This is a genomic window from uncultured Ruminococcus sp. (assembly GCF_934476685.1).
In the GTDB taxonomy this organism is placed as follows: domain Bacteria; phylum Bacillota; class Clostridia; order Oscillospirales; family Ruminococcaceae; genus Hominimerdicola.
The window spans coordinates 139,794-152,627 of sequence record NZ_CAKSNX010000003.1 but is presented as its reverse complement, the minus strand read 5'-3'; the positions used below and the strand labels follow the sequence as shown (position 1 = coordinate 152,627).

9 protein-coding genes are annotated in these 12,834 nt (G+C 44.4%); 4 read left to right on the top strand and 5 right to left on the bottom strand.

From position 1 onward, the window contains the following. Nucleotides 1-8 precede the first annotated feature (8 nt). The gene (locus tag Q0E19_RS05110) at nt 9-581 is read left to right on the top strand and encodes a DUF3793 family protein (RefSeq protein WP_294407979.1); all 573 of its coding nucleotides are present in this window, start codon (nt 9-11) and stop codon (nt 579-581) included. 90 nt (nt 582-671) lie between these two features. Here Q0E19_RS05110 and Q0E19_RS05105 read toward each other — a convergent pair whose 3' ends face one another. The 4 genes from Q0E19_RS05105 to cdaA all read right to left on the bottom strand — a co-directional run bounded on the left by Q0E19_RS05105 (nt 672) and on the right by cdaA (nt 5,119). Next, entirely contained in the window at nt 672-1,160 is a 489-nt protein-coding gene (locus Q0E19_RS05105) for an amidase domain-containing protein (RefSeq protein ID WP_294407978.1), read from the bottom strand. Nucleotides 1,161-1,243: 83 nt separating this feature from the next. After that, nucleotides 1,244-2,839 (bottom strand): FAD-dependent protein, encoded by a 1,596-nt coding sequence (locus Q0E19_RS05100; RefSeq protein WP_294407977.1) that lies wholly within the window; start codon nt 2,837-2,839, stop codon nt 1,244-1,246. A gap of 94 nt (nt 2,840-2,933) precedes the next feature. Next, nucleotides 2,934-4,250 (bottom strand): hypothetical protein, encoded by a 1,317-nt coding sequence (locus Q0E19_RS05095; protein ID WP_294407976.1) that lies wholly within the window; start codon nt 4,248-4,250, stop codon nt 2,934-2,936. Then, nucleotides 4,238-5,119 carry a diadenylate cyclase CdaA gene (gene cdaA, locus Q0E19_RS05090; protein ID WP_294407975.1) on the bottom strand — a complete coding sequence of 294 codons (882 nt, stop codon included), beginning with the start codon at nt 5,117-5,119 and terminating at the stop codon, nt 4,238-4,240. Before cdaA ends, Q0E19_RS05095 begins: the two co-directional genes overlap by 13 nt. Nucleotides 5,120-5,764: 645 nt before the next feature. Here cdaA and Q0E19_RS05085 point away from each other — a divergent pair. Both Q0E19_RS05085 and Q0E19_RS05080 read left to right on the top strand, forming a co-directional pair. Then, nucleotides 5,765-6,475 carry an ABC transporter ATP-binding protein gene (locus Q0E19_RS05085; protein WP_294407974.1) on the top strand — a complete coding sequence of 237 codons (711 nt, stop codon included), beginning with the start codon at nt 5,765-5,767 and terminating at the stop codon, nt 6,473-6,475. A gap of 51 nt (nt 6,476-6,526) precedes the next feature. Beyond that, entirely contained in the window at nt 6,527-8,797 is a 2,271-nt protein-coding gene (locus Q0E19_RS05080; RefSeq protein ID WP_294407973.1) for an endoglucanase, read from the top strand. Nucleotides 8,798-9,338: 541 nt separating this feature from the next. Here the strand turns inward: Q0E19_RS05080 and Q0E19_RS05075 are convergent. Continuing rightward, nucleotides 9,339-10,622: an LCP family protein gene (locus Q0E19_RS05075; protein WP_294407972.1), complete on the bottom strand. Its 1,284-nt coding sequence runs from the start codon at nt 10,620-10,622 to the stop codon at nt 9,339-9,341. A gap of 468 nt (nt 10,623-11,090) precedes the next feature. On the opposite strand from Q0E19_RS05075, the gene Q0E19_RS05070 reads away from it, so the two are divergent. Further along, complete coding sequence (locus Q0E19_RS05070; RefSeq protein WP_294407971.1) at nt 11,091-12,701, top strand: CTP synthase; 1,611 nt, start codon at nt 11,091-11,093, stop codon at nt 12,699-12,701. Nucleotides 12,702-12,834: the final 133 nt, after the last annotated feature.

Genomic DNA, 12,834 nt, shown 5'->3' with positions numbered 1-12,834 from the left:
AAAAAGTTATGTCATATGCTGAGATCGCCAGATTTGAAAGAATGCTGGCTTACCATACCGCCCCTGCAATGCTTGGGGTAAAGCCTGCAAATCTTATATCTGTCAATATGAACGAATATGAGATCGAGGCAAATATAGACAGATTTAACAGACTTGCGGCTGCGAAAGGGTTGAAAATACGCAGACTTTGCAGAGTGCGCAGCAGAATGCTCCTGCTTGTCTATAACGAGAAAAAGCTGCTCAAACAGCTTTCCGATGAAGCCGTATGCGAAATGTTCGAGCGTTTCGGCTACGGAAAAAATTCAGACGCAGAACAAAAGCTGGAGATACTTACAAAGAGGATTTCCGAAACAGGGGATTTTCCACACGAGATAGGACTTTTCCTCGGTTATCCGACTGAGGATATAAACGGCTTTATCGCAAACAGGGGAGAAAACTATCTGCTTTGCGGCTATTGGAAAGTTTATTCCGATGAGGAGAGAGCAAAACGTCTTTTCAACAGTTACAATAAATGCCGCAGCTATATAATGAAAAAGCTGGACAGCGGCGAAGATATATACAAAGCGCTGAGAATAAGCTGATAAATTTATAATGCAGGAAGTAAGGAAGTATTAGACTTTATTATAAGCTGAGAGAATGGCAGTCGTGTTAAAGCGGCTGCCATTCTTGCGTTATTTATAGGTATCATTTGCGCCTATGATATGCACCGCCCTCATTCGGTAGGCTGAATATCTGTGGAGAGGTCGGTCAAGTTCGTCAAATGAGTGTGCGCAGACCAGCGGCACACCTCGCTTGCGGTCTGTCACAACAAGTGAATGATAAAAACGCTCCCTGTCGCCCAGCTGGATAATATCGCCCTTTTCAGCAAGCGCAATGTCGGTTTCTATTCCGTACGGACCGACAGAATTATTTGTAACAAGAAATCTGTAAAGATATTCAACATCTGTCCAAGCCGCCGACCTGCTGTGAAGAGAAGAGTAAAACCAACCTGTGTCGGGAGTAAAATTCATTATCCCGCAGCCTGCGTAAATGCATTGTGAGGCAAAATTCGTGCAGTCGCCGCCTATGTTTTCAAAGTCATAATAGTTCGGATTTCTGCTCAGCGCCCAACGCCTTGCATAATCCGCCGCACTGCTGCGGTCATAAATAATTTTAGCCATATATCGACCTGCCATACAAAAAATAACAGGCACACCAAAAGCGTATGCCTGTTAAATAATATGCTGTCTGTGTGATATTATGCTCAGTTTTTCGGCGGAGCAAATGATTCCATTATTTTCAGCGCAACCCTTATGCCGTCGGTAGCCGCACTCATTATTCCACCTGCATAGCCTGCGCCCTCGCCGCATGGGTAAAGATTTTCACAGGAAAGGGAAGTCAGTGTGTCGCTGTTTCTCGTTATGCGCACAGGGGAGCTTGTTCTTGTTTCGGGTGCGCTGAGGATAGCGTCGCCATTGCCAAAGCATTTCATTTTTCGGCTGAAATCATTAAGACCTGTTTTCATCATATCCGTAACAAAAGTAGGAAAAAGCTTGTTCATATCCACAGCTTCAAGTCCCAGAGCATATGTCGGCACAACGCTGCTGTCGAGTGAAGGTTTACCTTCGAGAAATCCCTTGACAGTTGTGCCGCAGGCTTTTGCGCTGCCCGAAAGTTCAAAGGCTCTCTTCTCTATTTCCCTTGCAAAATACATTCCGTCGAGAGGGTGAGTTCCGAAATCTTCGGGAGTGACGGATATAACCAGCGCAGCGTTTGCGTTTTCTCCGTCACGGGCAAACTCGCTCATGCCATTCGTAACAACTGTGTTTCCCTCAGACGCAGCAGGCACGACCGTTCCGCCCGGACACATACAGAATGTGTAAGCCGCTCTGCCGTCGGGATCTCTTTTGGAAAGCTGATATTCGCCTTTCGGCAGCAGGGGATTTCCTGCGTGTACACCGTAAAGGCTCTGCTCCACATCAGCCTGCTTATGCTCAATCCTTGCGCCGACGGAAAAAGGCTTAGGCTCAAGGAAAATATTCTTTGCCGCAAGCATTTCAAAGGTATCCCTTGCAGAATGACCGATAGCGAGGACAAGTGCGGCGGTCTGAGTTTCGCCGTCGGAATGTTTTACGCTTTCCACGGCATTGTTCCGTATGGTGAAGTCGGAAACCGTATCTTCAAATCTGACCTCTCCGCCCAGCTGGATTATCCTTTCTCTGATAGCCTTGACTATCCCTCTGAGATTGTCTGTTCCGATATGGGGCTTAGCCTTTGCGGTTATCTCGGCAGGAGCGCCGAACTCGGTGAAGCGTTCAAGAACGTATCGGCAGAGTGGGTCTTTTATGCGTGTGGTCAGCTTTCCGTCTGAGAAAGTTCCTGCGCCGCCCTCGCCGAACTGAACGTTTGAAGAGGTGTTGAGCTTTCCGCCTGTCCAGAAATTATTTACCGACGCAGTACGTTTTTCAACACATTCTCCACGCTCGATTATAAGCGGCTTGTATCCCTGCTCAGCCAGTACAAGACCGCAGAACATTCCCGCAGGGCCAAAGCCTGCTATAACTACCCGACCGGAACGCTGAACGTCTGATATTATCGGTTCAAAGCGGCTCTCCTCAGTATAAGAAAGCCTGCTGTTTTTGCCGCATATCCTTTTCTCTGCCGCAGGGTCGTTAAGCCTTACGAAAACTGAGTGGACAAAGTGAATGTCGTTTCTCTTTCTGGCGTCAAGGGAAGTTTTATGGATTTGTATCTCTCTTACCTCAGAACTTTTTATCCCTGCCGACTTCAGAGCGGCGGCAAAGACAGTTTCTTCGTCCGAATTGAGTGGAGAGGGTATCTGATTGATGATTATAGCCATTTTTGACCTCCGAATATATATCCGACAAAAAGGGAATATCAGACGTGACGTTCAGATATTCCCTTAAAAGCCTGTTTAATTATTTTTACTGATCCTACTTGCTGATAGTAACGATCTGCACATCATTTGTGCCGTAGCACCATACGTTGTTGTAGTCGGGAACATAGATCGTTGCCGCCCTTGAATAAGAGCCTGCCTCATATATATCGCTCAGACTGACTCTCGCATAAATATCATCGTCCGTAAGCTGTTCCATAACGCTTTCCGGACCAAATATCGTTACGTTTGTAAGCTTTTTGGTTTCAAGCTCTACCGACATATTCGCAGGAGTATCAGTAATATTTATCCTGCTTGAATCAATGGTAAAGGTCTTTGATGTGTAACCCTCGCCGTCGAAGCTTACTTCAACATTCTCTGCCCCCGTAAGGTTTATCTCGCCCGAATTTACAGGTATGGCAAAGGTGAATTTCTTAGCAAGATTTATGTTTGACAGCGGTATAGTTCCGACATAAACGTCCTCAGTATCACTGCCGTCCAGATCAGGGGAAATAACGGATATGCTGTTTTCCGAAAGCGTCATAGGCAGCGAGCTTATGTCAAATTCCTTCGGTGCGCCCGATATCTCGACCTGAAGATTTACAGTTTTCTTTTTGTACACAACAAAGTTTATGGTGTACTCGTCAGCGTCCTTTATGGTGAATTTCGAGCTGTCCAGCTTGTTGTCGTCTGCGTCATAGAACACGATATCGTCGGTAGTCATGGACATTTCTTCCTTGATCTTCCGTGACTTCGATATCCTTGCAGTAGCACGGCTGACGTTGTCAAGTTCGTTCTTAGGACCTTCGATTGTTATTTCAGACGGAGTAACGGCAGCTTCTTTAAGGGTGTAACCCTCCTCAGCTGTGATAAGCGGAGCTTCCGCCGTAAGTTCGACCGTCTTTGTTGTTATCCTGTCAAAATCCACTTCGATAGTTTCAGGCGAAACGGAAACTATCGTGCAGCGGTCTGTGGAATGGGTGCTTTTGACCTCGATGTCAAGCTTGTATGTTCCCTCTTTCGTTACCGAATCAAGGTTCACGGTAGCGGAGAGATCGTTGGCGGTGTAGTTGCCTATCTCGTAGTTCATGCCCTTGATCTCAACATCAACGGTTATATCGCTGTAATTTATAGCGTCAAGACCTTTTTCCTCAGCCTTTGTGCCTGCAAGATTGAAGTCAACAGGTACGCTGGTAATGGTTTTGTTTATGGTCGGGTATTGTGTAATGGAAAGCACGAACCACACGATTATTGCGATTATGAGTGCAAGTATCCTCAGACTGAGGTCTGTGACTGTGCCTGTTGCGCTTTTCCATTTATGCTTTTTAGCCTTGTCGGGTTTCTTCTGCAGAGTATTGTTCTTTACTTCTTCCATTTTGAGATCACCCTTCCTGCAAAAGAATTTTCCTTAATGGAATTAGTGTCCTTATCGGGGATAATTTTTTCAAGAAGCAGCTTTTTGAGAGATTCTTTGGTGTAACCTCTTGTAAGCTCGCCGTTTTCGGCAACTGATATAGCGCCTGTTTCCTCCGACACAACGACTACCACAGCGTCAGAGTTCTCGCTCATGCCGATAGCGGCTCTGTGTCTTGAACCGAGCTGCTTGTTGATAAGTTCGTCCTTCTGCGGTCTTGGCAGAAAGCAGCCTGCCGCAAGTATCATGCCGTCCCTCATGATAACTGCGCCGTCGTGGAGCGGTGTGTTCGGGTAGAAGATGTTTCCGAAAACTGCCACCGACGGTGTACAGTTGAGAACAGTTCCCGTAGCGATCTGTTCGCCAAGCTTTGTCTTGCGCTCGAAGATGATGAGTGCGCCTGTTTTTGTGGAAGAAAGGTTCTGCGCCGCATCGCATACAGCGTCGATAGCGGTGTTCCACTTATCCTCCTCCGACACGGTATCGGAAGAGCCGAAGAAGCTGATCTCAGCGATCTTTGCACGTCCGACCTTTTCGAGCATACGCCTGAGTTCAGGCTGGAACAGTATGATAAGAGCAAGAAAGCCCCATTGAAAGCACAGTTTAAGGAGATATCTTATGGTCTGAAGATTGAACACTACCGCAAGCAGATAGCAGGCGACCAGAACGAGTATGCCTTTTGTGAGCTGCTGTGCTCTTGTTTCTCTGATGAGCTTTATGCCGTTGTATATGAGAAAATAGAGTATCAGAATATCGACTATATCGTTAAGACCGATAGTTTTGAACACGCCCCATACTGAGTTTAGTGCGCTTAATACAGCGTCCTGCAAGACCTGTATCCTCCTTTGCAATAAGATTTAAATAAAGATAATTTATATAACTAATTTAAACTAACATAGATTTTTATGAAAGCTATATAAAATCCTTCACATATAATAGTATTATAACATACAAATAAAAAAAGTACAATACCAAATTGAGATTTTTTGCGCTGATTTGTAATTTTTTTATGCGAAATGCTGAGAAAAATATCAAAACGGTAACAATGTAGATTATGGTTAAATAATCGAAAATAAATTTAATTTAGAAAAATATAAAAAAACTATTGACAAATCATTTCTAATGCGTTATAATAAGACTTGTCAGTTGAACAAAGAAATAAAGTTCATTACGCTGACGATCGGCAAACTGATATGCCTGCGGGGGAGAATGGGGTATATAATCAAAAAATGACTGCAGGGTATCGGTAAATGTTACATTATATTGAATTATGAATAGGTGATTGGACGTAAGGACAGCGTAGATTTCGCTGTCCTTACGTTTTTATATGAAAATTTTAAATTGCCGTTAAAAAAGGAAAAAAGAAAAATAATATGCCGAAAAAAGCTTTAAATTTTGAAAATGCTATTGAATTCGGCGGGAAAATAGTGTATAATTACACCAATATGAATGTGGCTCAGAACGGAGGATATTTTATGGCTGATGAAGCTTTTGTTAAATTCAGTAACGTATATAAACGATATAAAATGGGCGAGGTCACTATAACTGCGTCGGACGGAGTGGATTTCGAGATAGGCAAGGGCGAATTTGCCGTTATCGTGGGAGCGAGCGGTGCGGGAAAGACAACTATTCTCAATATGCTGGGCGGAATGGATACCTGCGACGAGGGAGATATTATCGTTGACGGCAGGAATATCGCAAAGCTTTCCAAAAAGGAGCTTATTTCGTACAGACGGTATGATATCGGCTTTGTTTTTCAGTTTTACAACCTTGTGAACAACCTTACCGCAAAGGAGAATGTGGAGCTTGCCACACAGATATGCCCGAACGCAGAGGACAGCGAAACTGTTCTGAAAAATGTTGGACTGGGCGACAGAATGAACAACTTCCCCTCGCAGCTTTCGGGCGGCGAACAGCAGAGAGTTTCCATAGCCAGAGCGTTGGCGAAAAATCCTAAGCTGCTGCTTTGCGACGAGCCGACAGGTGCGCTGGACTATAATACGGGAAAAAATATCCTAAAGCTTTTGCAGGACACCTGCCGCAAGAACGGTATGACAGTTATAGTCATAACCCACAACTCGGCTATCGCCCCTATGGCGGACAGGATAATCACAGTAAAAAACAGCAGGGTACATTCTGTTCAGATAAACGAAGATCCTGTTGACGTATCTGAGATAGAGTGGTAAAAATTTCGGGGACAAATGGGGTAAATATACGGCTTTTATGCGAGGATATATATGAAAACAAGAAGTTTGAGATATGAAGATTATGAGTACAAAAATTTACCCATATACGGCGGTGGATTTGTAACGGGGATACTTTTTCACCCCAACGCAGAGCGACTTTATATCCGCACGGACATAGGCGGACTTTACAGATATGATCTTAAAAATTCGGTGTGGGAGTTTCTCGGCGCACATATAACTGCCATAGACAATGCGGAAACCTATCCGCTTGCCATTGCGGTAGACAAGGACGATCCCGACAGCCTTTTCAGCGTATGCGGAAACAGAGAGGTATCATATCTGTGCATATCATATGACTGCGGCAGCAGCTTTATCCGCCGCAAAGTGCCATGCTCAGTTCATGGAAATCACCCCGGCAGAGGCACAGGCGAAAGGCTGCATATACGAAACGGCAGGATATATTTCGGCTCAATGACCGCAGGTATACTTGTATCTGAGGATATGGGAGAAAGCTGGGATATTTTTACCGTAAACGGCGAAAAGAACATTTCCTGCCTGTGGATAAGCGATGATGAGAGCCTTGTTATCGCAGGCTGTTCGGGGGAGGATAATTCTCCCGACGGCGAAGTAAGGGGACATACGCTTTATTATTCCACAGACGGCTGCAAAAATTTCATTCCGCTGGATATTCCGCAGTACGAAAGACATGAGGAAGCTACCTATCAGGGTTTTGTACCTCAGCGAATGGCTTATAACGGCGAGTTTTTGTATGTAACGTTCAATTTTCCTGAGAAGGTCGCATACGGCGGCTTTGGTTCGTATGCCTGCGACGGCGGAAGAGCCTGCGACGGAGCGGTGTACAGATACAGGATAGAAAATGGCATACCTGTATTTTCTGCGGATATAACCCCATACGATGAGGACGCAGAGCAGGGCAGGAGAGCGGCAGGCGGTTTCAGCGGAATATGCTGTTCTGAGGGAATGATACTTGCAAGCACGATATGCAGACATCAGGGCGACATAATTTACCGCAGCTATGACAACGGCAAAAGCTGGGACAGGATACTTTACGGGACACGCAAGGGCAGGATAAACTGGAGCGTATCCTATATGAGACCCGAATATAACGGCGGCGGTTCGTGTCTGCACTGGCTAAGCGATTTAAAAATATCGCCTTTTGACAAAGACCTTGCGCTTTTCAACACAGGCACAGGTATATTTATGCTGAGAGATCTCCGTGGGGAGGACGCATACGCAGAGCCTTTGTGCAGAGGCATAGAGGAAACCGTACATCTTAACGTTTACTCTCCTCCAAGCGGCAAGATAAGGGTCATAGACATAGTGGGCGACCTTGGCGGCTTTGCCTTTGAGGACATAGAAAAGCCGTGCGAGAACAGTTTTGCGGACGAAAATGGGAACAGGTACATAACCTGTCTGAACGCAGACTACACGCTGAAAGACCCCGAATATGTTGTTGCAACGCCGAGAGGGAACTGGACAGGAAAGACGTTCGGCGGAATTATCGTGTCCTCCGACTGCAAAAACTGGAAAAGGCTTCCCGACCCTACAGGCATAAGCGAGGAGATAGACAAGGCTGTCGAGGATATCCGCAGACCGAATGTTGACTCTGGCTGGGCGGCTGTAACTGCAGACGGCAGGCGGATAATATGGGCAATGACAAGGAAATTTTCCTCACACATGACAGTATACACAGACGATGAGGGCATACACTGGCACAGGTCAGTATTCAAGGACAGCAATGGGGAAACTATTTCCCGGGAAATGGCCGTAAGGGTATATTCAGACCTTTATGACGCTGACTGCGTATACGGCATAACGGACGAACTGAGGCTGTTTGTAAGCTTTGACAAGGGAGAGGTATTCAGAGAATACGGCACAGGACTTCCGCACAGGCAAATAAAGTTCAACCGTTTTCAGGTAGCAAGGCAGACAGGCAAGCCGTACACATTCTGGATAGCGGACGGCAGTGGATTATATGTATGCAGTTTTGACAAAGAAAAGGCGCATTCGGAGAATAAGCTGTTCGAGGGGGAGTACACATTCACCGCAGGCTTTGGCAAGGGCAGAACGGAAGATATGCTTTCGCTTTACTGCACAGGAGTTATCGGCGGTGAATACGGATTTTTCCGTTCAGACGATTTAGGCGAGAGTTTCACAAAGGTAAATGATCCTCGGCACAATTATGGTGACATAATAGCGGTATGCGGCGACGGACGAGAACATGGCAGATTCTATCTAGCCACCGGCACCTACGGCATCCTCACCGGTCTTCCCAGACGGGGTAATTCGGGACACTCGTAAACTCGCTGTCTGCTGTCCGAACTTCTCATTTGCTCTCGGAAGAAACTGAGATATGGCTTTTACTTAGGAAAATTTGATTAGGTTTTATATGACTTTCTCAATGTTTCCGTAGGGGCGACCTGCGGTCGCCCGATTATACCAATACTAGCTTTCCTATACCTACTGCCATTTTCCAAATTACCTGCGGTTGCCAGCTTATACCAACTTCTTATACTGACTTTGTCATTATCTTGGCTTTAAACGCTTATACCAACTTTGCTAAAACTTGCCGCTATTTTAAGAATACCTGCGGTCATTCGTGTATGAGAAGTACTCTGCCAGCGGATATGCTGAGTAATGCAACCTCGGTCAACGTCATTTCTAAAACTTTTCTATATAAAATATTTTTTTGCCTATACAAAAACTTTTGTATTTGACCTTGATAGAGGTTGTACTATACTTTTTATGAACTAACCGAATAATGTGGCTGACTAAATGACTTTATAAAAATAAAAAGACCTGAGAAGTGATTTTCTCAGGTCTTTGTTGTCTTTTCAGCGGTCTAATAACCGTATCCATATGTGTTGTTCACATCGTTGTTCTGATAGAACGTTCCGTTTGCTATCTCTTCTTCGTACAGCTTTGATGCCTCTTCAATGTTCGAGCAGTCGCCGTATATTATATATTTGATAAAAGCGGAATTTGCCTGGAAGTTTGTCGAAAGCACTTCCATGTTCCATATTACTTCATCGGTGAAATAGCCGTCGGCAGGTATTCTCAGTTCCTGAACATCGTAATCCATATAATCAAAAGCGTTTAGCAGAAGCGACGCTATCTCGCCGTTGGTTATATCTGTCTGTACCTCAGGGAATACTTTGTTTATAAGCTTGTCAAGCTCCACAAGGCTCAGCTTTTTGGACTTTTCGATTATCTCTTTTATTACGATACGCTGACGCTGTGTTCTGCCGTAATCGTCGCCGCAGTTATAGCGTATTCTCGCATATGCAAGGGACTGATTTCCGTTGAGGTGCATATCTATCTTCTCATCGTCCGTACCCTTTGTGTAAAGGGATTTGTCGATATAGTCCGTACCCTTTTTGTTGCCGAGATACTTGTTCTGTTCAGAAAGCGGTGCGTCCATTGCGTTCGCCTCGTTGCACGCTACCGTAAGGTCAAGTCCGCCTACCGCCTCGACTATATCAATGAACTGTCTGAAATTGACTTTAACGTATCTGTCTATCTCGATACCGAAATAGTCCTCGATAACTTCTTCAAGATAAGACGCTCCGCCGTGCCAGTAAGCCGCATTGAGCTTTCCGCTGCTGTCATACTGCGACATATAAACGTACATATCACGCATAAGCGAGGTCATCGTTATTGTTCTCTGCTCGCTGTTGAGAGAGATTATCATCATAACATCGGTGTTTCCTCTGTCGTTGCCCTCTGTGTCACGGATATCCTCACCGATAAGCAGGATATTCATTACGTTCTCATCGGATATCTTTGAAGAGTTCTTTTTCAGTTCAGCTTTGAGTTCTTCTTCTTTCTGCTTCTGGTCAAAGGTATCCGCCTCGTCAACATACAAACTGCTGTCGATAGGCGCAGGACCCGTGTTCACCTTGTCGTCACCGCTTCTGTCAAGAAGTCCCGTGTAATGGAAGAACATTCCCACAATGACCGCAAGAACGATAACGATAAAGATAAATATAAATCCGAGAGTGACCAGCGTTTTTTTCTTTTTGCTCCAGCCCTTTTTCTTTTTTGGATTTTTTATATTTTTCTGATCTATTTTGCCTGAGCCGTTTTTCTTGTCTTTCTTTTGTCCGTGAAGTTCAGTATCATTCATAAATTTATCCTCATTTCAACGGATTTTGCAGTTTCTCCGCAATTCGTTGCATATAGTTTATCTACAACAAAAAACTCATTATATAAATATAATTATAAACTATTTTACATTTAAAAACAACGCACAAATATAACGAATTTCACTTGCATTTTACATAAAATTTTAGAATTTCAAATAATTTTCCCCCGATTTTTCACAATATTCACACATAGCGTGACAAAATGTCTTATAATAACATTCAGCACAGACCGCTTCTGCGGCAGGCTTTGTGCGGTGTTTACAGATTATTGCTCAAATTGTCTGTTAATTTGACAATTTTCAAAAAGTTTACGGAAATTAATATAAAGCACTTGCGTTTTTATAAAAAATTTGCTATTATTAATATTAAGAGTTTTTTATGAAAAACAGAGAAATTTTCGGCAGTGTTTCGGATCTTTCTCTTAAATTTTGTTATGGAGGATTTTTGTTATGCCTACTAAGTATGTCTTTGTCACAGGTGGAGTTGTTTCAGGTCTTGGTAAGGGTATTACTGCAGCCTCGCTTGGACGTCTTTTAAAAGCGAGAGGATACAGCGTTACCATTCAGAAGTTTGACCCTTATATAAATGTGGATCCGGGTACTATGTCCCCATATCAGCACGGCGAAGTGTTCGTTACTGACGACGGTGCGGAAACTGACCTCGACCTCGGTCACTATGAAAGATTTATAGATGAGAACCTTTCCGTGAACTCAAATGTCACAACAGGTAAGATCTACTGGACAGTTCTTAATAAGGAAAGAAGGGGAGATTATCTGGGCGGCACAGTACAGGTAGTTCCTCATATAACAAACGAGATCAAAGACAGACTTTACAGAGTCGGCAAGAGCAGCAATACAGATATCGTTATCACAGAGATCGGCGGTACAGTGGGCGATATCGAGTCAACTCCGTTCCTTGAGGCTATCAGACAGGCTTCTATCGAGCTTGGAAGAGAGAATGCGGTATTTATCCATGTGTGCCTGCTGCCTTATATTTCAGGTTCTAAGGAGCTTAAGACAAAGCCAACACAGCATTCCGTAAAGGAACTGCTTTCTATCGGTATCCAGCCGAATATACTCGTTCTCCGTTCAGAAATGGAGATCCCTGAGGAAGCAAGAGCAAAGATAGGTCTTTTCTGCAATGTCAGAAAAGAGGACGTTATACAGAACCTTACTGCACCTTCACTTTACGAAGTTCCGCTCTGGCTGGAAAAAGAGGGACTTGCTGACGTGGTATGCGACCACCTCAAGCTTGAAAAGAGAACTCCTGACCTTACAGGCTGGAAGGAAATGATAAAGCGTGTAAAGAGCTGCGACAAGAAGGTAACTATCGGTCTTGTCGGAAAGTACGTTGAACTTGAGGACGCTTATCTTTCAGTTGCCGAGGCACTTCGTCACGGCGGCTTTGAAAACAGCGCAGAGGTAGATATCAAGTGGATACAGTCTGAGAATATCACAAGAGAGAATGTTGGCGAGGCACTTGCAGGCTGCGATGGAATAATCGTTCCGGGCGGTTTCGGCGACAGAGGCATCGAGGGTATGATCGAGTCTATCAGATATGCCAGAGAGAATAAGATACCTATGTTCGGTATCTGTCTTGGAATGCAGATGTCAGTAGTTGAATTTTCAAGAAACGTTGCAGGATTAGAGGGCGCAAATTCATCAGAGTTCGGCGAAACTCCTTACCCTGTTATCGACATTATGGATTCACAGAAGGACGTTACGGAAAAGGGCGGCACAATGCGTCTTGGACTTTACCCATGCAAGCTGACAGAGGGTTCACGCTGCAAGGATATCTACAACGCAGACCTTATCTACGAAAGACATCGTCACCGCTGGGAATTCAACAACGAATTCAGAAAGCTGCTGGTCGAGAAAGGACTTGTTCTTGCAGGTCTTTCACCTGATGAAAAGCTTGTTGAGATAGTTGAGCTTCCTAAGGACGTTCACCCATGGTTCGTCGGCGTTCAGTTCCACCCTGAGTTCAAGTCAAGACCAAACCACGCTCAGCTCCTTTTCAAGGACTTTATCAGAGCGGCTGTTGAGTATTCAGAGAAGTAATAAGGCATACGGCTAAAAATTTAAAACATTAAAATATATGCTTTCAGAGCGGTCGGGAGAAATTCCGACCGCTTTTTAGTGTTATTCATACAATTTGTACTTGAAAATATCAGCATTATATGTTATTATTATA

What these genes read in the sequence shown, in the direction of transcription:
- Q0E19_RS05070 (WP_294407971.1), top strand. Translation starts at nt 11,091, where the DNA reads ATGCCTACTAAGTATGTCTTTGTCACAGGTGGAGTTGTTTCAGGTCTT.
- Q0E19_RS05100 (WP_294407977.1), bottom strand. Translation starts at nt 2,839, where the DNA reads ATGGCTATAATCATCAATCAGATACCCTCTCCACTCAATTCGGACGAA.
- Q0E19_RS05095 (WP_294407976.1), bottom strand. Translation starts at nt 4,250, where the DNA reads ATGGAAGAAGTAAAGAACAATACTCTGCAGAAGAAACCCGACAAGGCT.
- Q0E19_RS05105 (WP_294407978.1), bottom strand. Translation starts at nt 1,160, where the DNA reads ATGGCTAAAATTATTTATGACCGCAGCAGTGCGGCGGATTATGCAAGG.
- Q0E19_RS05110 (WP_294407979.1), top strand. Translation starts at nt 9, where the DNA reads ATGTCATATGCTGAGATCGCCAGATTTGAAAGAATGCTGGCTTACCAT.
- Q0E19_RS05075 (WP_294407972.1), bottom strand. Translation starts at nt 10,622, where the DNA reads ATGAATGATACTGAACTTCACGGACAAAAGAAAGACAAGAAAAACGGC.
- Q0E19_RS05085 (WP_294407974.1), top strand. Translation starts at nt 5,765, where the DNA reads ATGGCTGATGAAGCTTTTGTTAAATTCAGTAACGTATATAAACGATAT.
- Q0E19_RS05080 (WP_294407973.1), top strand. Translation starts at nt 6,527, where the DNA reads ATGAAAACAAGAAGTTTGAGATATGAAGATTATGAGTACAAAAATTTA.